Source organism: Mucilaginibacter sp. NFR10 (assembly GCF_900100445.1).
Classification (GTDB): Bacteria; Bacteroidota; Bacteroidia; order Sphingobacteriales; family Sphingobacteriaceae; genus Mucilaginibacter; species Mucilaginibacter rubeus.
The window spans coordinates 1,087,094-1,106,503 of record NZ_FMTV01000001.1 but is presented as its reverse complement, the minus strand read 5'-3'; the positions used below and the strand labels follow the sequence as shown (position 1 = coordinate 1,106,503).

16 protein-coding genes are annotated in these 19,410 nt (G+C 42.2%); 8 read left to right on the top strand and 8 right to left on the bottom strand.

Annotation, left to right across the window (positions count from 1 at the left end; genetic code table 11):
* Positions 1-47 precede the first annotated feature (47 nt).
* Both BLP33_RS04670 and BLP33_RS04665 read right to left on the bottom strand, forming a co-directional pair.
* Complete coding sequence (locus BLP33_RS04670; protein WP_090525339.1) at positions 48-725, bottom strand: ABC transporter ATP-binding protein; 678 nt, start codon at positions 723-725, stop codon at positions 48-50.
* 132 nt (positions 726-857) lie between these two features.
* Positions 858-2,114 carry an efflux RND transporter periplasmic adaptor subunit gene (locus BLP33_RS04665; RefSeq protein ID WP_090525336.1) on the bottom strand — a complete coding sequence of 419 codons (1,257 nt, stop codon included), beginning with the start codon at positions 2,112-2,114 and terminating at the stop codon, positions 858-860.
* A gap of 511 nt (positions 2,115-2,625) precedes the next feature.
* Between BLP33_RS04665 and BLP33_RS04660 the strand changes: the two genes are divergently transcribed.
* From BLP33_RS04660 to BLP33_RS04650, 3 genes are all read left to right on the top strand, one after another.
* Entirely contained in the window at positions 2,626-3,984 is a 1,359-nt protein-coding gene (locus tag BLP33_RS04660) for a sigma-54-dependent transcriptional regulator (protein ID WP_090525334.1), read from the top strand.
* The gene (locus tag BLP33_RS04655; RefSeq protein WP_090525332.1) at positions 3,974-5,320 is read left to right on the top strand and encodes a sensor histidine kinase; all 1,347 of its coding nucleotides are present in this window, start codon (positions 3,974-3,976) and stop codon (positions 5,318-5,320) included. The genes BLP33_RS04660 and BLP33_RS04655 overlap by 11 nt, the downstream gene beginning before the upstream one ends.
* A gap of 109 nt (positions 5,321-5,429) precedes the next feature.
* On the top strand, positions 5,430-5,960 hold the full coding sequence (locus BLP33_RS04650; protein WP_090525330.1) for an NADPH-dependent FMN reductase: 531 nt from the start codon (positions 5,430-5,432) through the stop codon (positions 5,958-5,960).
* A 121-nt stretch (positions 5,961-6,081) separates the two neighbouring features.
* Here the strand turns inward: BLP33_RS04650 and BLP33_RS04645 are convergent, their stop codons facing one another.
* The gene (locus BLP33_RS04645) at positions 6,082-6,741 is read right to left on the bottom strand and encodes a YceH family protein (protein WP_090526209.1); all 660 of its coding nucleotides are present in this window, start codon (positions 6,739-6,741) and stop codon (positions 6,082-6,084) included.
* 110 nt (positions 6,742-6,851) lie between these two features.
* Here BLP33_RS04645 and BLP33_RS04640 point away from each other — a divergent pair, with 110 nt between their 5' ends.
* Positions 6,852-7,661 carry an MBL fold metallo-hydrolase gene (locus tag BLP33_RS04640; RefSeq protein WP_090525328.1) on the top strand — a complete coding sequence of 270 codons (810 nt, stop codon included), beginning with the start codon at positions 6,852-6,854 and terminating at the stop codon, positions 7,659-7,661.
* Here BLP33_RS04640 and BLP33_RS04635 read toward each other — a convergent pair whose 3' ends face one another.
* Complete coding sequence (locus BLP33_RS04635) at positions 7,662-8,444, bottom strand: M90 family metallopeptidase (RefSeq protein WP_090525326.1); 783 nt, start codon at positions 8,442-8,444, stop codon at positions 7,662-7,664.
* Positions 8,445-8,462: 18 nt separating this feature from the next.
* Positions 8,463-9,170: a DUF92 domain-containing protein gene (locus BLP33_RS04630; RefSeq protein WP_090525324.1), complete on the bottom strand. Its 708-nt coding sequence runs from the start codon at positions 9,168-9,170 to the stop codon at positions 8,463-8,465.
* Between the two features lie 60 nt (positions 9,171-9,230).
* Here BLP33_RS04630 and BLP33_RS04625 point away from each other — a divergent pair, with 60 nt between their 5' ends.
* The 4 genes from BLP33_RS04625 to BLP33_RS04610 all read left to right on the top strand — a co-directional run bounded on the left by BLP33_RS04625 (position 9,231) and on the right by BLP33_RS04610 (position 15,110).
* Complete coding sequence (locus tag BLP33_RS04625; protein WP_090525322.1) at positions 9,231-9,920, top strand: class I SAM-dependent methyltransferase; 690 nt, start codon at positions 9,231-9,233, stop codon at positions 9,918-9,920.
* Positions 9,921-9,996: 76 nt separating this feature from the next.
* Positions 9,997-10,851 carry a pirin family protein gene (locus tag BLP33_RS04620; protein WP_090525320.1) on the top strand — a complete coding sequence of 285 codons (855 nt, stop codon included), beginning with the start codon at positions 9,997-9,999 and terminating at the stop codon, positions 10,849-10,851.
* 96 nt (positions 10,852-10,947) lie between these two features.
* Complete coding sequence (locus tag BLP33_RS04615) at positions 10,948-11,922, top strand: YeiH family protein (protein ID WP_090525318.1); 975 nt, start codon at positions 10,948-10,950, stop codon at positions 11,920-11,922.
* A gap of 266 nt (positions 11,923-12,188) precedes the next feature.
* Entirely contained in the window at positions 12,189-15,110 is a 2,922-nt protein-coding gene (locus tag BLP33_RS04610; protein WP_090525316.1) for a ligand-binding sensor domain-containing protein, read from the top strand.
* A gap of 113 nt (positions 15,111-15,223) precedes the next feature.
* Here BLP33_RS04610 and BLP33_RS04605 read toward each other — a convergent pair whose 3' ends face one another.
* Genes BLP33_RS04605 through BLP33_RS04595 form a run of 3 tightly spaced genes read right to left on the bottom strand, consistent with a single transcriptional unit; the run spans position 15,224 to position 19,003 of the window.
* Positions 15,224-15,982 (bottom strand): ThuA domain-containing protein, encoded by a 759-nt coding sequence (locus tag BLP33_RS04605; protein WP_090525314.1) that lies wholly within the window; start codon positions 15,980-15,982, stop codon positions 15,224-15,226.
* Positions 15,983-16,006: 24 nt separating this feature from the next.
* Positions 16,007-17,140 (bottom strand): redoxin family protein, encoded by a 1,134-nt coding sequence (locus BLP33_RS04600; RefSeq protein WP_090525312.1) that lies wholly within the window; start codon positions 17,138-17,140, stop codon positions 16,007-16,009.
* 18 nt (positions 17,141-17,158) lie between these two features.
* The gene (locus tag BLP33_RS04595; RefSeq protein ID WP_090526208.1) at positions 17,159-19,003 is read right to left on the bottom strand and encodes a glycoside hydrolase family 9 protein; all 1,845 of its coding nucleotides are present in this window, start codon (positions 19,001-19,003) and stop codon (positions 17,159-17,161) included.
* Positions 19,004-19,410: the final 407 nt, after the last annotated feature.

Genomic DNA, 19,410 nt, shown 5'->3' with positions numbered 1-19,410 from the left:
TCCTTTCTTGCCATGAACTATGAACCATCAACTATTAACCAAACAAACTACACCATGATATTTTCCATAACCGTTTGTCCGTCAAGCAGGCGTATAATGCGGTGACTGTAACGGGCGTCATGTTCAGAGTGGGTAACCATGATAATGGTAGTTCCCTGTTCGTTCAGGTCGGTAAGCAGTTCCATCACATCGTTACCATTGCTGCTGTCCAGGTTACCGGTAGGCTCATCCGCAAGGATCAGTTTGGGTTTATTAACAACTGCACGGGCAATGGCCACACGCTGTTGCTGACCACCTGATAACTGCTGCGGATAGTGGTTGCGACGGTGCATGATCTGCATTTTGTCTAACACCTCTTCCACCCTTTTAACACGCTCTGAAGCAGCCACTCCTGTGTAAATCAACGGCAATTCAACGTTTTCAAACACAGTAAGTTCATCAATAAGGTTAAAGCTCTGGAACACGAAACCGATGTTGTGTTTACGCAGATCGGCGCGTTTACGCTCATTAAAATGCGCTACTTCAATTTCATTAAAAACATAGCTGCCGGCATCCGGGTCATCAAGCATTCCTAAAATATTAAGCAGGGTTGATTTACCGCAGCCCGATGGGCCCATAATGGCTACAAACTCACCTGTAGCCACTTCCATAGATAGCTTGTTTAATGCGATGGTTTCTACCTCTTCGGTACGGTAGAATTTCTCAAGATTAGAAATTTTTATCATTGGTGCCTCCGTTATTCATCCCGCCTTTATGGCGATATGATTTTATTTTTTGTTTATTTTAATTTATTAATTAGCTCTGTTATATATTATATATGACGCTTAAACAGTGCCAGGCGTTGCAGCTTGGTTACGTTATTTTTTTAGCACAAGCTCCTGAATATCACCATAGGTTTCATAACTTGAGGTAATAACCTTATCGCCCGGATTTAAGCCTTCTGTTACCACGAAGTAATCAGGGCTCTGGCGTCCAAGCTGGATGTTTACCCTGTATGCTTTTGAACCATCTTCACTTACCTTAAAGATCCAATTGCCGCCTGTTTGCTGGAAGAAACCACCTTTAGGCACCAATACCGCCTGCATCTGATCACTCAACGCCAACCTCACCTGCAGTGTTTGCCCTTTACGGATCCCTGTAGGCACTTTACCAACAAATTGCATATCAACCTGGAAACTACCTGTTGTTTTAACCTGGGTATATACCTTTTTTATGACCAGGTTATATGTTTGATCGGCAAACTGAAAATCGCCTTTCAGGCCGGTGTAAATACGTGACAGGTAATGCTCATCGATATCAACCCTAACCTTAAAGCCTGATTGTACGTCTATCTGCCCCAAATGCTCGCCCTTATTTTTGCTCTGACCTACTTCGGCATCCATTGAGGTTAACTGACCATCGGTAGGCGCCACCAATACTAAACCGGCCACTTTTTTTCGCATCAGTTCAAGTGTAGTTTTCATGTGGGCGTATTGTTCCTGTGATTGTGAAGCCTGTTGCTTAACCAACGCTGTATCCTGCCTAAGAATCTGTTTAGCCAATTTGTAACGATTTACCTGATAATCATAAGTATTTTTAGCTGATTGATATTCCTGCAGGCCGATGGCTTTCTGATCATATAAATGTTTGTCCAACTTGTAAATCCTTTCAGCCTCTTTATATGCATTCTCTACATCGGCCATAGTATTTAGCTTGCTGATGGTGTTTTGCTGTGCATTGTTATGGGAGATCTGCATTTGGGTTTGCTCGGCATAAACCGCGGTTTCCTGGTTAGCTAAAGTAAGCTCAAGATCGGTATTAGACATTCTCAAAATCCGATCGCCTTTTTTAAGGTTAGCTCCGTCTTCAACGTATTTTTCTTCAACAACACCGCCTTCAGATGCATCAAGAAATATGGTAGTTAGCGGCATAACCACGCCGTTAACCGGTATAAACTCCTGGAAAGGACCTTTAGTAATAGTACTTATAGTTAAGCGTTCAGTATCAACATCAAGCTTGCTTTTACCCGATGTAAGATAAATACTGCCGCCTATTAGTAAAATAATGCCTGTAATACCTGCAATGGTAAGTATCTTTTTGTTGTTCCAGGTCTTTTTCTCAATTTTTCTGTCCACTGTATTTCTATAATATTTTGAATGTTATAACAAAAAGATATGCCACAAATTAAGATACTGTTTTTCAATAACTTAAACACAAAACACCATATTTGAGCGTACGCTTCTGTTACATCAGGTGTACGGTATTGATACAATGTTTTTTTACGTATTAATAGCCTGTTATAGGCAAATACAGGTTAGCACTTCATTGTGAAGTATTTATATCATATACTGCATAAAGTGCGGGTATTTAGCACAAAAATTGTAACATGTGGCATAATTAGCGAGTCTTTAATTTATTGTTCATAGTTAAATGGTTTTAGCGTATAGTTCATAGTTGATGGCAACAATGCTAAAAGTTTATTTAGGCAGCTTCGGTAAAGAGATACAATTTAATTTAAATTTATAACTTTTATTAAATTGACACCCTCAATAAATAAGATGCTATTTTTATTTTGAACTTAAATGATCAAGTGGCATCGTTTTGAAGACCATGAACAATTATCTATGAACTATTAACTAAAAATAAATGATACTAAAAAAAGCCACCGTTTTAATTGTTGATGACGATCCGGACGTACTTACCGCGGTTAAACTTTTGCTAAAACCCGAAGCCCGTGAAATCATCACCGAAAAGAACCCCGAAAACCTGAACTGGCTGCTGCAACGTAACGAGGTTGATCTGATTTTGCTTGACATGAACTTCAACAGCGCAATTAACACGGGCAATGAGGGGCTTTACTGGCTGCGCAAGGTAAAAGAATGGAAGCCTGATGTTTGCGTAATTATGATAACAGCTTATGGTGATATTGACCTGGCTGTCCGTTCGCTTAAAGAAGGAGCAAATGACTTTGTGGTAAAGCCATGGCACAACGAAAAGCTCATAAATACGATAAAAGATCTTTTGGATAAAAAAGAAGGTGGAACAAAAACCACCAAAACCCCTGTAAAAAGCACCGCGGGAGACACTTCTATCCTTGGTGAATCGGACGTGATGCAGGATATTTTTTATAAGGTGAACAAGATAGCCCCTACCGATGCCAATATCCTGATCCTTGGAGAGAACGGTACCGGTAAAGATCTTATGGCAAAGGCTATCCACGAACGTTCGCTCCGCGCTGATAAACCTTTTATTAAAGTAGATGTTGGCGCGTTAACAGATACCCTGTTTGAAAGTGAGCTCTTCGGCCACAAAAAAGGCGCCTTTACCGATGCCCGGGAAGACCGTATGGGGCGTTTTGAAGAAGCCCAGGGCGGTACTTTATTTTTAGATGAAATTGGCAACATCAGTTTGCAGCAACAGGCCAAGCTGCTTACCATTTTACAAAACCGCCAGGTAACCCGTTTGGGCACCAACAAACCTGTTGATGTGGATATCAGGCTCATTTGCGCTACCAATGTGCCTTTGAGCGAACTGGCAAACGAAAACAAGTTCCGTAAGGATTTGATCTATCGTATCAATACTGTCGAGATCAATATGCCACCGCTACGCCGTCGTAATGAGGATATTGTAATATTGGCTCGCCATTTTGCGAAATTGTACGCGAGTAAATATCTTAAGCCATCAATGGACTTTGATACGGCAGCTATTAACAAGCTTAAATCATACAATTTTCCGGGCAATGTTCGTGAATTACAATATACTATTGAACGTGCAGTGATTATGGCCGACGACAATACCTTAAGGCCCGACGACCTGATCTTTTCAATACTGGAAACATCAACAGAGAGCGTGGTTGATGCCGACAATATTCCGTTAAGCGCCCTTGAAAAGAACGCTATATTAAGGGTTATTGAAAAACACAATGGCAATATTACCCGCGCAGCCAAAGAACTTGGCCTCACCCGCACCGCCTTATACCGAAGACTAAGTAAATATGATATTTAACCGTTACGAGTGGCGGCTTTTGCTGCGTGTATTTTTATTGCTGATTGTACTTACCGTCACGGCTTTTGTCATAGTAAGCCTTAATCAGCTGTTGTATCTCGTGATCCTGTTGCCGCTGGTTGCCTACTCGGTGGTGGATATGATCCGTTTTCAGAAAAAAGCACAGGACGAAGTAAATCAATTTGTAGAGTCGATCCATTACCGTGATTTTTCCCGCCATTTTGATGTACGCAAGGCCCCCAATGAGCTTAAGCCCCTGCGTAAAGGTTTTAACGATATCAATACCACATTTAAACTGATAAGCCGCGAACGCGAAACACAATATCATTACCTGCAAAAAATCCTTGAGCTGGTTGATACCGGCATTTTATCTTACGAAGAAGAAACCGGCGAAACCGGCTGGATCAATGAAGCTTTTAAAACCATTATAGGCGTACCTTATCTTAAGACTGTGCACTCACTTGAAAAGCGTGAGCCATCATTGTATGCTGAACTTATTAAACTCAAACCCGGAGATAGTAAGATTATCACTGTTACCCGTAACCAGCAACAGGTTAAAATATTAGTGAATGCGAGCCTGATGCGCAGCGATGATAAACTATACAAGCTAATAGCATTTCAAAACGTGAACGAAGCTTTGGACGAAACGGAGTCGAAAGCGTGGTCGAAATTGCTTAATGTAATGACGCATGAGATCATGAACTCCGTAGCTCCTATTTCCTCACTGGCGGATACGCTCAAGAACCGCCTGCAAAGCCCTGATATTGCCGAAAGCCTGCCTCATAGCGATTTGGAAGATATTGAGCTCGGTATCGATACCATCAAGCGCCGCAGCGAAGGCCTGCTTAAGTTTACCGAAAGCTACCGCAGCCTCAATAAGATCACCAAACTTGATCTGAACAAGATCATGGTGCGTAATATCTTTGAAAACCTCAACAGCTTGATGACGCCTACACTGGAGAAAAAGAAGATAGAACTGGAGATCATCCTGCGCGATCCGACACTTGCCATTGAAGCCGATATTAACCTCATCGAACAGGTGATGATCAATTTGCTGGTCAACGCTATTGAAGCTGTAAAAGACCGCGAAACACCGCGCATAACGCTTACAGCTGAGATTCAGGGTGGAAAAACCTTTGTAAAAGTTATCGATAACGGATTAGGCATGCCACCCGAACTGCTCGACAAAATCTTTATCCCTTTCTTCAGTACCCGTAAAACAGGCAGCGGTATTGGCCTAAGCCTGTGTAAACAGATCATGCTGTTGCACAAGGGCAATATCCAGGTACAATCAACCGAAGGTAAAGGTTCGGCGTTTATTTTGTCATTCGTATAACCCCCCAGCCCCCTGAAGGGGAGCTTTTGATTAGCATCCTTTATATGACATTCCGAAAACTTACGAAGTTTCCAAAACTTCGTAAGTTTGGTTTAATAACGTCTGCTTCATGAATTATAAAGGTAATATCCTCGCCATTTCCGGCAGTTTAAGGTCGGGATCATCTAATCATAAAATCCTTCAATTTTTAAGCGGATTGGTTCCAACTGATATAAGCTTTTTTGTGTACGGCAAACTGGCAGATATCCCGCCATTTGATCCGGGATTGGATCATGAACATCCACCAGAAGCAATTGCAGAATTGCGAGAATTAATTAAAAATGCATCAGGCATTATCATTTGTACACCTGAGTATGCATTTGGAGTTCCCGGTCAGCTTAAAAATATGTTGGATTGGATGGTTTCGAGCGGTTCGTTGGTTGATAAACCTGTAGCTTTAGTTACCGCGTCATCAGTTGGCAGTCATGCTCACGCTGCATTGCTGCTGACACTTGGGGCGCTTTCAGCAAAAGTAACAGCAGGAGCAACTTTGCTTATTCCTTTTATCAGGAGTAAAATAGATGTGAATGGGAATATTACAGATGAGCAAACGGAGAGGGCTTTGCGGGATGTAATGGAAGTATTTTTAAAAGAAATATAGCCATGAAAAAACTGCACCATATGCTGAATTTATTTCAGCACCCCACAGGACAGGCAGACGCCCAGATTAGCAGGCGGCTTAGCAAATGAGGTGTTGAAACAAGTTCCATAGACCATAATTTTTACTCCACTCCCAATTCCCTCATCAACCTGCCCACGGTTTCTTTCAATTCGGCAATTTCCTGTTCGGCTTTTGTTAAACGGGCCTCCATTACTGATGAAGATGGGCGACCACTTGGCTCATCTGCAAAATCATCATCGTTAATTTCGGGTGTTCCGCTTAATAGATGGGCATATCTAACCTCTTTTTGGCCGGGGCGTTTTGGCAACTGTACAATGTAAGGCGTCTCGCCGCCAGCTAGTTTATCCAGGATCTCCTGTACTTCTTCTATCGAATCAAATTCGTACATGCGGCCGCTGTTGGTATTCAATTCACCGGGTGTTTGAGGACCGCGAAGGATCAACAGGCAAATCAGTGCTACTTCTGACGGGATCACCGGGAAAACTATCGCAAAATTGTGTTTGTATTTAATATTGCGAATAGAACCACCGGTAGCGGTAGATGTCAACCCCCGTCGTTTTAATGAGTTTAGCGCATTGATAACAGTATCATCGTCATAATTAACAACAGGTTTGCGCGATGTTTTCTGGTTACAGGCGGCCACCAATCCGTTAAGGGTCATAGGATAATAATCGGGCGTGGTTTTGGCCTTTTCCATTAAAGTACCAAGCACACGTAGTTCTTCTGCATCAAGTACGGGTAAAGTTTGCGGTGAATCCATGGCTAAATATAAGCAGGTTTTTATAGCGTCAAAAAAAAATGCTGATTTTCTGAATGCTAAAATCATTAGGATTAAAATAATAACACCAAAATAGTTTACTTTGCATTGCAATGTCTTTATTCATTACATCATTAAATTCGGGAAGTAATGGCAATTGCTATTACGTAGGGAACGACCAGGAGGCTATATTGGTTGATGTGGGCATTTCATGCCGCGAGACTGAAAAACGCATGACCCGGCTGGGCTTGTCCATGCAAAAGGTAAAAGCCATTTTTGTATCGCATGAACATTCTGATCATATTCGTGGTATACCGGTATTAGCCAAAAAATATCAGCTGCCGGTTTACATCACCCCCGGCACGTTGATGCACCTTAGCGGTGTTGATCATTTTAAGGTCCATCACCTTACCGCATTTCAAACAATTGTTATTGGTGACCTCGAAGTAACATCCTTCCCCAAAATGCATGATGCGTCTGAGCCGCATAGCTTTATTGTAAGCTGTCGCAATGTTAAGGTAGGCGTGTTTACCGACCTGGGAATAGTGTGCGACCAACTGATCCGCTACTTTAGCCAGTGCCACGCCGCTTTTTTGGAAGCCAATTACGATGATAACATGCTTGATAAAGGCGGTTACCCTTATTATTTAAAACAACGCATCCGCGGGGGAAAAGGACATTTATCAAACAAGCAGGCCCTGGGGTTATTTACAACACACCGCCCACCGCACATGACCCACTTGCTGCTTTCACACCTATCTAAAAATAACAACGACCCTAAACTGGTGAAAGATTTGTTTACCAATTGTGCCGATGGTATCAATATCATCGTAGCTTCGAGGCACGAGGAAACGCCGGTTTATTATATCAGCAATACGGTTGTTCAGCATGAGTCGTTAGGGCAGCTTGGCCTGAGCTTTTGATCAGGCAACATCATTATCAGCCAGATCCTGCAAGAAGATGGTGCTTAGCATATCATACAGTTCGGGGTGTTTATGTTTCAACTCGTTTGGCTTTTGAAAAAAGTACTCGGAAACAACGGCTAAAAACTCGGCTTCATTGGTTATTGCATATGGATTAATATCAGAACGACCCGCTTCTATTTTGTGAATTTCCTGGTGAATCATCTTCAGCCACGGCATTACATATTCATGAGCAAGCAGACTTTCGGGCACACCGTCAGTAGCCCCGTCCGATTTATCAAGCAGGTGTACAAACTCATGAATAGCCGTGTTCCCTTTCCCTGCCGATTTACTAAAACCTTTTGTCAACGCCGCTCTCGACAGGATCATTTGCCCGTTCATATATCCTGAGCCTACCATTCCTAAAATGTTCCTGTTTTCTCCTTCAAACCGAAACTCGCTGTCGAAAGTATCTGGGTAAAGGATCACGTTGGTGAGGTTACGGTATTTCCAATCGTTAAAGCCAAATATCGGGATCACGGCACTGGCAGCTATCATTACTTTATCAGCATCGCTTACCGTTGTACCAACACCCTCGATAGTAATATCCGCTAAAAGTCCGGCAACCTTTCTCTCAAACAACAGTTTTCGATCAGCATCAAGGTGCTGATAATATGGAATGTGCAATTCTAAAAGCGCTTTATAATTCAATGTGGCAGCAGGCGTTTCATTTACCATTTTCTTTTTATTGAGGAAAACGAACACCACCAACGCAACAACGATCAATATCAGGATAGGAACCATTTTTATTTACAGATTAAATTATAAAACAAAGTACAACAACAACATAAACAAAGCGGCTATCAGGGTATTTAAAAAATTAACGGTATTGTTGTTGATCAGATTTTTTCTTTCTAATACAGCACCTAACACAGAGTCGGCTACATTCCCCAATATGCCGGCAACAACTATCAAGATGAGGTCCGCTGTCCAACCCATTCCTATGGCATAAACAACAGCAATGATAACTGAGCCAATTACGCCAATTAAAGTACCCTCTAAGCTGATCACCCCATCAAGTCCGCGTAAATCCGGCTTTAGGGTTATAATATTGAAGAAACGTTTTCCGTAAACCGTCCCTAACTCCGATGACAATGTGTCGGCTGTTGCCGAAGCGAAGCTGGCGGCAATCATCAATTGTAAAACTTGAGTTTGGGCCGGAAAAACGAAGATCAAAATTCCGCATAAGGCAGCGGTACCTGCATTGGCCAAAACCTGTCCGGCTGTTCTTCCACCTTTTTCCGCCGCATTTAAATCCTGCTTAACTTTGCTTTGCACTGAGGTAGCCGCCGAGCCTAAGATAAAAAAGGTGGTCATCATGGCTAAACCTGTAAAGCAGGCACCGGCAAATACCAGGATGGCAACAGCGGCACCGGTTAATGCTGCTATAACAGTTAGCTTACGGGCCGATATACTGTATGCTACACCAGCTACTAAAATAAGTGCCAGCAAACCATAACTTAACCACATAGTCGATCAAAGGGATTAATGTGGCGCTAAATTAAACTTTCAATTCATACTTTTGGGCACATGAAAGATATACTGGGCCAGGCCATACATGATCATTATCATAAATCAGCTAACCATAAACTTTGGATCAATAATCAATATGGACCTAAAGAGGAGATGCCCATTGATGTTTACTTCAGGGATGAGGATGACATGCCGGATATAGAATGGCTGGCCATGAACGAATGCCGCGGAAGCGTGCTGGATATTGGCGCAGGAGCAGGCAGTCATGCTTTAGTATTGCAGCAACGTGGCTTTGATTGCACCGCGCTTGATATTTCCCCGTTAGCCTGTGATGTAATGAAACTGCGCAAAGTAAACAAAGTAATCAAAGGTAACATTTTTGTTTATGACGAATGTAAATACGATACCCTGCTTTTGCTCATGAACGGGATTGGCCTTACCGGAACGCTTGCAAACCTAAAGGTGTTTTTACAACACATTAAACTGCTGCTCAAGCCAGGCGGGCAAATCTTATTTGATTCATCAGATATCACTTATTTATATGAAGATGGCCTGCCGGAAAAAGGTTATTACGGTGAGCTACTTTATCAATATGAATACAATCGCCAAAAAACTGACTGGTTCCGTTGGCTATATGTTGATGAAAAAACACTTGAGCCCATCGTTGCAGAAGCAGAATTTGATATGGAGGTGTTATTGGAGGATGAATTTAAGCAGTATCTGGTGCGGTTAACAATGAGCAAGTAAAACAACAGTAATTTTCTTGTTGGCAAGCTGTATTATGTGCTGAATAAACTATTTTTATTCCGATAACATCATCCTAATGAAAAAAGTCATCACTCATATTCTCGCCGGTCGTGAGAAGAAAATTCCTGCCGAAGAAACCGTTCGCCAACCGCTGCCCCATAAAGATTTTAGGTTTGCAAACCCGTTCATTGTATTGCATCACATGGGGCCGGAGATAATAACGCCCGGTCAAACCTTGCGCATCCATCCACACCCGCATCGAGGCTTTAGCCCTTACACTATTATGCTGCAGGGCGAAGGTTACCATAAAGACAATGCGGGTAACGATGAGATCATCAAAGCCGGCGATGTACAATGGATGTTTGCAGGCAAAGGTATTATGCACAGCGAGGGCCCCACTGCCGAATTACTGCAGCAGGGTGGCGTTCAGGAACTTATTCAACTTTGGATCAATGCGCCTAAAAGTAAAAAGTGGGATGAGCCTTTTTACCAGTCGGCCAAAGCAAGCGAACTACCGAAAGTACTTATTGGTGAAGGCCTCGACTTCAGTTTGGCCAGCGGAGATTATGAGGGCAAAACCGGACCTATCAAAAACTTCACCCCGGTTATTTCTATAGTTGGAAAAATAGCCGAAGGTAAAAAGGCAAACTTTGAAGCCATACCCGGCTACTGGGCATTACTTTATATTATAAATGGCTGTGTTAATGTAAATGAACAAACCATCAACCAATATAATCTAATCGTATTTGAAAAAAATAACGAAGAGATTTCAGTGATGGCTACCGAAGATTCGCAGGTATTATTCCTCTCAGCAGAACCTATTGACGAACCCGTATCAGCTAAGGATAATTTTGTGATGAACACACCCGAAGAAATTGAGCAGGCATTATCCGATTATCAAAACGGCGTATTTGGCACATTAAATTATTAAGAGTTCATAATAACTTTTAGTTATCACAGATTGCGTTTTATGATAAAAAACCAGCGGTAATTCCTCACACCTTTGTATCATTAAAACAAAGGAAAAATGAATACCCAACATCAACTAAACAATACCGGCGGCCTTTTATTAAACATCAATGAAAACGCCCGCAAGGTTATATTCGCAATTTGTATAGTGCTATGTTTAATGCCCTTCATGAGCCCGGCCGTTGCTTTATTATTAGGCTTAATAGTAGCGCAATGTTCCGGTCATCCCTATCTGCACCTTAATCATAGGGCAACCCATATTTTATTAGAGGTTTCAGTGGTAGGCTTAGGCTTTGGCATGAATGTGCACAGCGCATTGCAAGCCGGCAAAGAAGGGATTCTGTTTACCATCGCTTCCATAACCGGAACTTTACTCTTTGGTACACTAATGGGCAAATGGCTAAACATCGAAAAAAAGACATCATTTTTAATCTCATCAGGAACCGCTATTTGCGGCGGGAGTGCCATCGCAGCCATTTCGCCCGTTATTAAAGCCGAAGAAAAGCAGATTTCTGTAGCATTAGGTTGCGTATTCATCCTCAACTCAATAGCCTTGTTTGTTTTCCCGCTAATAGGTCATTATCTTAATTTATCACAAACGCAGTTTGGTTTATGGTGCGCGATTGCCATACATGATACAAGCTCAGTAGTGGGTGCAGCAAGTAAATACGGAGCTTACGCGCTTGAAGTAGCCACTACTGTTAAACTGGCCCGGGCTCTGTGGATCATCCCGGTGGCATTTCTATCTACCTTTCTGTTCAGGAACCGATCGAAAAAAGTAAGCATTCCTTATTTTATTGGCTTGTTCATATTGGCTATGATAGCTAATACTTATGTGCCCGTTATAAAGTTGGTAAGCCCGTTTATAGTCAACATAGCAAAAGCTGGTTTAACGCTTACCTTATTTTTAATAGGTGCAGGCCTTTCACGCAGGGTATTAGCATCGGTTGGATTGAAGCCGCTTCTGCAGGGAGTAGCGCTTTGGATTGCAATATCAGGGGCAGCATTGTATGCAATTATGCATTTAGCTTAGGTCATGCTATTCAATGCCGCTGCAGATATTTGACAGCTACACAATGGAGCATTGCTATTTTGGTTTTATAAATAGTCTCTGCCTCTGCAATACCACTACGCAATCTATTGCAGGTTTACCACATATGCGTTTTTTTCGCTTAGCAATATTAGCGAACTACATACTATATGTAAAATGTTGATTAATTTACGGCTCTTAATTAGGCCCACATTTGCCGGGTAATACTAATTATCAATGGGTTTTAAACCCTTGCCAGGAAATCGTTAATGAAAAAAAACATTCTATTTATTATTGTTCTGCGCATGTCGATCTGCGCATCTTCTGCTCAAACTACCATTGGGACACCCGCTATTAAAAACTACACACATAATGAATATAATGCAGGGAGCGAGATTTGGAATATTAAACAAGATAAGAATGGGATCCTTTATTTTGCCAATGACGAAGGCCTGCTGACATTCGATGGGAGTTATTGGAAAACATATCCGCTTCCTAACAAAAGTGCCATAAAATCTATAGCAATTGATGCCTGGGGGCGTATTTATGTTGGCGGACAGGATGAAGTAGGTTACTTTTTTCCGAACAATTCAGGCATCCTCAAATTCCATTCGCTTAAACAACTCCTGCCCAAAAAAGCAAGGCAGTTCGCCGATATCTGGGATATTGTTATCCATAATAACGAGGTATTTTTCAGAACCATTGAGTGCATCTTTGAGTTAAAAAACAACACCATGCACACATTTGATGCACCCGGTGGCTGGATGCTGCTAAACCGGGCCGGCGGTAAATTGTTTGCTTATGATAAAGCTATCGGACTGGTTATTTTTAAAGATTCGCGCTGGCAAGTCTTCGTTCAACAACCCACAACGGCGCTGAGTGTCACCGGCATCACTGAGTTTAATAAAGATACCTTACTGGTAAGTACCCGCAAAAATGGCCTCTTTATCATGACTGGCTCATCACTGGTAAAAAAAACTACGGCTATTGATGGCGTCCTGTTCACGGACCTGATAAACTTCATTCAAAAAATTGGTGCCGACAGGTACGCCGTTGGCACATCAGCAAAAGGGCTGATTATTATTGATGGCAAAGGCAAGCCGATAGACCAGTTCTCCAACAATCAGGGGTTACAAAACAATAATGTGCATGGTATATTGTTAGACAAAGATCATAATTTATGGCTTGGACTGGAAAACGGGCTCGATTTTATCAATTATAACACGTCCGTTAAAAATATTTATCCTAATCGCGAAAACCTGGTAAAAAGTAATTCGGTAAGCATTTTTAACAACAAGTTGTATATCGGAACATCAAATGGCTTATATACTGTATCGATAGGCGCGCAGCAAAAAGATATCAGCACGGCCACAGGTGCTTTTACAGAAGTGCCAAACACTAAAGGACAGGTTTTAAGCCTAACGCAAATTAACGGGCATTTATTGGCCGGTCATCAGGATGGTGTTTTACAGGTAGACGATAACCAGGCTAAACTGATTACTCCCGGCCCGGGGGCGTGGATGATGAAAGCTTTCCCTGCTTCGCAGGATGTGATAGCGGGGACTTACACCGGCTTTCAGCTCTTAAAATACAATGGTGCCGGATTTAGCTTTGAAGGAAAAATAAATGGTATTTATGAATCATTAGGAAACCTCGCGGTAGATAAGAGCAATTTTGTGTGGGCAACGCACCCCTACAGGGGTATTTTTAAAGTGCAGCTATCCGCTGATAGAAAAAAGATAGTTAGTTATACGCAATATACTAAAAAAAGTGGTTTGCCATCGGCGCTGAATAATCATGTATATTTTATTAAAAACAAAGTAATAGCTGCCACCGAAAAAGGTGCTTATGAATATAATGTCACCGAGGGTGACTTTGCCCGGTCTGTTTTTTACAACCCTATATTTGGCAAAGCAAAAATCGAGTTCCTTACAGAAGATGGCCAAGGCAATATCTGGTTTATCAGCAACCAGCGGGTTGGAGTAATTGATTTTGGCAAAAGATCATCTAACGCATCTTATAAGGTGATCTATTTCCCTGAACTGGCCGGGCAAACGGTAAAGGGGGCAGAGTATATTTATCCGCACGATATGGAGAACATCTTTATCGGCTCAAACAATGGTGTTTTCCATTTAAATTATCGCCAATACATTTCATCGGAGAACAAACTCAAGGTGTTGCTTACTACAGTAAAAGCTATAGCTGAAAAAGACAGCCTTATTTTCGGGGGATATTTTGTTAAAAACAACCGGATCGAATCAGCACAAAACACGCAACTTATTGCCTCGCTGTCCAACCACTGGAATTCCTTTCATTTTGAATATACCTCCACCCTGTTCGCACAAAAAAGCAATCAGGAGTTTAGCTATAAATTGATAGGTTTTGATAAAGATTGGTCGCAATGGTCGGTTAAAACAGAGAAGGACTATACCAACCTTCCTTATGGCAAATACACCTTTTCGGTAAAGGCCCGTAATAATTTGGGCACAGCATCTGCTCCTGTCAATTATACTTTTATTGTTGAGCCGGCATGGTATCAAACTGTTTGGGCCTACCTGGCTTATTTCCTGATCATTGCCTGTACTGTGTATATCGGCATAAAGGCGCAGCAAAAACGTTTCGCTTTGCATCAGCAACGCCATGAAGAGGAGCAAAAAAGATTAAGCTACCTCCATAGTCTTGAACTTGACAGGAATGATAAAGAGATCATAGCTCTTAAAAACGAAAAACTTGAAGCCGAACTATCTTATAAAAATAAGGAGCTGGCTACCTTAACCATGCAAATGGTTGACAGGGGAAAACTATTGCTCAATATTAAGGACGAGCTGATGGTATTAATCAAAAAACTTAACATCCCTGATGCATCATACCAATTCAGGAGTGTGTTTAAATTATTAAGCGATACCGGGAAAAGTGATGATGACTGGGACAACTTTTCTATATATTTTGATCAGGTGCATAATAACTTTTTAGCCACCATGAAAGCCAAATTCCCCGGTTTAAGCTCAACCGATTTGAAGCTGTGTGCTTACCTGCGGTTAAACCTTTCGTCGAAGGAGATAGCGCAGTTACTTAATATTTCGCTTAAAGGCGTGGAAATCAGCCGTTATCGGGTACGCAAAAAACTGCAATTAAGTACCGAAACTAATCTATACGACTTTTTGATGGAGGTTACTAAACAATCCGGGTAAAATTGCTTCCAGATTTCACTACTTTCCAGCTACTATCAAACATCGAACAAAGTGCTGCCCCATAGGCATCTTGTTTTAAAAATGCTTTTATTCAATCCCGGCTAACTCCGTATTTATTTTCCGGCGGCCCAGAATATCGCATTGCTGAAAAGCCTGGTATAATCCCTACTATCAAAAAGCACAGGCGAGTGTCCCATAAAGATGTAAACGTTACGGGCTTTTTTCCTGAGGTTAGTCCACACAACAGGATGGTCACCCATGGTAATACCGTCTTTAGGTTCATAGGTTGATTCATCTACCGAGGCCAGCACATGTACATTAGGCCTTGGATCTTTGTCATAAGTGTACCACTCTTCCTTCTGAACCAGGAAAGCTGGTGATACACCCCTCATTACCGGATGGTTTTGATCTTCAATATTGACAGTACCTTTGGCAAATGTAGCTATGTAGTTTTTATAGCGGATCCCCCCCATAAAATTCCAGAACCAGTTCCACATCGGGTAGCCATCAAACTCGCCCAGCAGGGTTGCGTGGTGAAAACCTATCCAGCCTCCGTTGCCTTCATCAATGTATTTTTCAAAGGCTTTTACGGCTTTTTTTTTCCAGGCATACGGCGGGTAGTCCAACTGGATAATTAACTGATAATTAGATAAAAAAGCATCATCAATTCTATCAGTACTTTGAATATAATCGACAGAAAAATTACTGTCAGCAGCCAGCTTATCCAGCCATACTTTTGCCACTTTTGAATACTTAATATGATGTCCCCCGTTTTCATACAGGGCTATTACTTTAAAACGCGGGGCCTTTTGTGCCCACGCGCTGATAACGGTTAACAGGCAAAAATTGAAGATCAGGGCTATTTTTTTCATATCGATAATTTCTGCATTGATGATTTATTTATAGATCCTGCCCATCATCGGGTTATTCCAGATCACTTTCTTAACTTCCTCCAGATCGATAGCGCCCTGATGGCTGTATACAACCTTCCCATCCGGGTCAATCAGCATGGTATAAGGTAAAGCTCCATCCCATTTAGGATCTACTGCCTCTATCATTTTATATTTGTCATCGCCTGTATAAATGTAGTTGATACCTGATGACTGCTTGCGTTGTAAAAACTTCAGAGCTTTATCTTTATTAGCCGGGTCATCAGCGCTGATGCTTACAAATTCCAGTCCCCTGTCGCGGTAAAGCCTGTTTAGGGTAACCAGATCGTCAAACTCCGCAACGCAGGGGCCGCACCAGGTAGCCCAAAGGTTGATAAGCCTTAACCTATCCGAATGATTTTTTACCACTGTTGCAATTCCGCTGGCGTTAATGGTATCAAGTTTTACCGCCTCCTTTGCCCATTGAATTTGCGCCTTATCTATCCAGTCCTTTTTTTCGGCCCATTTAACCGAGCAGCCAAAGGTTTTGGTAACCGGTACTGCTATTTCTTTGCCTCCAAGTACCGCATCAATAGCGTTACGAGCATCCAATGATTTGGGTGTTTTGGCAGGGTTTTCCACATCATCTATTCGGCCATTGTAACGCAGCTTTCTGTCTTTATCAAAAACAAAAATATGAGGGGTAGCAACCGGGCCATATTTATTGGAAGCTACTTCGGTTTCGCCATCATACAGGTATGGGAAGTTAAAGCCTTTATCTTTCGCACGTATTTTCATCTCTTCAAATGAATCGCCTAAATCACTGTAGCCCAATTCATCATAGCGCAATGAGGCAGGATTATTAGGATTGATTGCTACCACACCAACTCCCTTTGGTGCATAGTCGCTGGTTAGTTTTATTACCTTGTCTTCATAAGCCTGCGAGGTAGGGCAATGGTTGCACATAAAAACCACAACTAACACTTTAGCATTTCTGAACGATTGCAAAGTGTAAGTTTTGCCATCAATACCGGGCAGACTAAAATCGGGCGCCGCTGCTCCTATCGCCAGTGTTTTATGTTCATCAAAGGCAAAAGAAAACATCGGCAAAACCAACAGTAACCCGAAGATGAAACACAAACTGATCTTAAACTCCTTCATAGTAGATATGGTTTACAATTAATCACTCGTTGATACTGCCAGCAGGTACCAGGCCGTGTGTGGAAGCCATTGCTCGGCCCAGCGCCAGTCGGAATCTTTACCTGACACTGCATAAGGGATATTGAAATCAATATCATCCTCATTATCAAACCCTGAAGTAATGCCATTCACAATGCCGCCCGGCGCGTTGGTATATTCAAACGTGCCAAAAAAGCCATACGCCGGATTGTTATGTCCTGTGCCCTGCAGCATACTGGCATCAAAGGGGTTCAGGCCCAGGATCCAGTTCAACTGATCTATCGCAAAGCCGGAGAGCTGGTCATGGAAAGTCTTATCATCTTTAAACAGGCTGGCAGCCATTCGTGCAGCAGTGGCTACTGAACCTAATCTCGCGTTTTCGCCCTGCCACCAGGGCGAAGCATCGCTGCCATGCGGAAAAAAGAAAGCGCTGTGCCGGTTGCCCAATGTATCCTGCACCAGTTCGCGGCTGTAACCAAAGGGATTGTTCACTTCGTGGGTAATAGCCAATTCAAATTCCATTGATTTTCTTACCGCTGTTTTGATCTTTGCCTGCAGATCTGTGGACGCATAAGGATAGTAATACAGCAGGCTTACTACAGGCAAGCCGCCATCTGATGAATGAAAAAAAGGCCTGTCCTTATCATCGGCGCGCCAAAAATTTTGGTATTTATTCCATGAGGTTAGGCGGTTAAGCAGGTTGTTAGCACGCTTTTCTGTAGCAGCTTTATATATATCCTTGTGAGTTGCTTTGTATAATTCGGTAGCGGCACTCAGCGCACAATAATCATCAAGGATATTTTCTTTTTTATCATAGTCCATTTGCGGGTTTTCCTTTTCCAGAAAAGCAAAGGCATTTTCGGCAGCTTTCAGATAATCGGCGTTACTAAACTCACCCGACGCTTGATAAGCCGAAGCCATAGCCAGCGCCGCAATAGCAATCCCCCCGCCCGATCGGTAACTGACCTGATAAGCACGCCAGTTTTTGCCCCCGGTGGTTTTGGTAAACGACTGGTCTTTGGTTTGTTTAATCCGGTAATTGCCTTCATCTGCCTGGATCACTCTATCCTTAGGCAATTTCCCGGGGCCGGGCGATGACACAGAGCGATAAAATGAGCCATTTTTAGCCTGCATCCGCACTAAATAATCAGCGCCATACATGGCTTCGTCTAAAATCCTGCGGTTAAACTGGCGGAAATCAGTTCCCGGGCGGGCGTTTAGCAGCTCATATGTTTTAAACAGGCTAAAGGCTGTTAAACAGATCTGCTGCGGATTAAAATAATTGGAAAATGATAAATGCGACAAATGCTTGCCATAATCGCCGGTGGCATCATACCAACCGCCGTGCGCGTCAATAGTATCCGTTGTGCCCGGTAATACCAGATGATGATCGGCCTTATCCAGCAGGCCCGAACTGCGCTGCCCTTTAAAATAATATACTACATCGGATATAGTTGCTTTTTCAAGCACATTTTTGCCAATGGTAAAAGGGTATGATGAAATTATTCCTTTAGGTGAAGCGAATTGAATTTTATAAGTCCCCGGCACGGTAAAACTGCTGAAATCAAGCGTCCAAAACTCAAATTTTTTCCATTTGCCAACCGGGCCGCTGTAAGAGATCTTTCCGGTAAATACAGCTTTACCCTTATCTGCATCAATGAGGTTAAATGATGTAAATGTAAGACGGTTGTCGGCAACTATAACGGCATGTTTTGCCTTGTTATCTTCATAACCAACGTGATTGGTTACCACTTTAATATTTTGTGCCTGTACAAAAATCGGCAGACCGAACCAAAACAAGGCAGTGGCCTTAAACAGGACATTGATGTGTTTTTTCAGACTCATATATAAAGTTAAGAAATTGCCCTGCGGTTTAAGCATAATGGTTTTGCAATGTTGGTCAAAGCTAAAAGATTAAGTTTCGGCTGGATATTTTTGTGCCACTACATTAGCACTACCGCGATTAAACACCTCAATTTGTTACAAACTTACCTTCGCCGATTGCCCGTCAAATGCTAAGTGAGGAGTATAAAGTCGTTTTTAAAATTCTGTGCTTAGAAACTACGACTTTGGGCTAATGACCACGTAGCACTTTATCGATAACATAATAGTAGTGGTATTGTAGTGGCTTCAAAATAGCAATTGAGTAAAGTTTGGCTGATAATTGCAGAATATAAAATTTCATCTCTTATATAAATCCAACATGAAATATAGTCTACGAGACTGCCGTAAAGTTAAAATTGTTAAACAGG

Bases quoted from the DNA above. Each gene is read 5' to 3' on its own strand.
- BLP33_RS04625 (WP_090525322.1), top strand. From the start codon at position 9,231: ATGAAAGATATACTGGGCCAGGCCATACATGATCATTATCATAAATCA.
- BLP33_RS04670 (WP_090525339.1), bottom strand. From the start codon at position 725: ATGATAAAAATTTCTAATCTTGAGAAATTCTACCGTACCGAAGAGGTA.
- BLP33_RS04610 (WP_090525316.1), top strand. From the start codon at position 12,189: ATGAAAAAAAACATTCTATTTATTATTGTTCTGCGCATGTCGATCTGC.
- BLP33_RS04640 (WP_090525328.1), top strand. From the start codon at position 6,852: ATGTCTTTATTCATTACATCATTAAATTCGGGAAGTAATGGCAATTGC.
- BLP33_RS04600 (WP_090525312.1), bottom strand. From the start codon at position 17,140: ATGAAGGAGTTTAAGATCAGTTTGTGTTTCATCTTCGGGTTACTGTTG.
- BLP33_RS04660 (WP_090525334.1), top strand. From the start codon at position 2,626: ATGATACTAAAAAAAGCCACCGTTTTAATTGTTGATGACGATCCGGAC.
- BLP33_RS04635 (WP_090525326.1), bottom strand. From the start codon at position 8,444: ATGGTTCCTATCCTGATATTGATCGTTGTTGCGTTGGTGGTGTTCGTT.
- BLP33_RS04605 (WP_090525314.1), bottom strand. From the start codon at position 15,982: ATGAAAAAAATAGCCCTGATCTTCAATTTTTGCCTGTTAACCGTTATC.
- BLP33_RS04630 (WP_090525324.1), bottom strand. From the start codon at position 9,170: ATGTGGTTAAGTTATGGTTTGCTGGCACTTATTTTAGTAGCTGGTGTA.
- BLP33_RS04655 (WP_090525332.1), top strand. From the start codon at position 3,974: ATGATATTTAACCGTTACGAGTGGCGGCTTTTGCTGCGTGTATTTTTA.
- BLP33_RS04620 (WP_090525320.1), top strand. From the start codon at position 9,997: ATGAAAAAAGTCATCACTCATATTCTCGCCGGTCGTGAGAAGAAAATT.
- BLP33_RS04595 (WP_090526208.1), bottom strand. From the start codon at position 19,003: ATGAGTCTGAAAAAACACATCAATGTCCTGTTTAAGGCCACTGCCTTG.
- BLP33_RS04615 (WP_090525318.1), top strand. From the start codon at position 10,948: ATGAATACCCAACATCAACTAAACAATACCGGCGGCCTTTTATTAAAC.
- BLP33_RS04645 (WP_090526209.1), bottom strand. From the start codon at position 6,741: ATGGATTCACCGCAAACTTTACCCGTACTTGATGCAGAAGAACTACGT.
- BLP33_RS04650 (WP_090525330.1), top strand. From the start codon at position 5,430: ATGAATTATAAAGGTAATATCCTCGCCATTTCCGGCAGTTTAAGGTCG.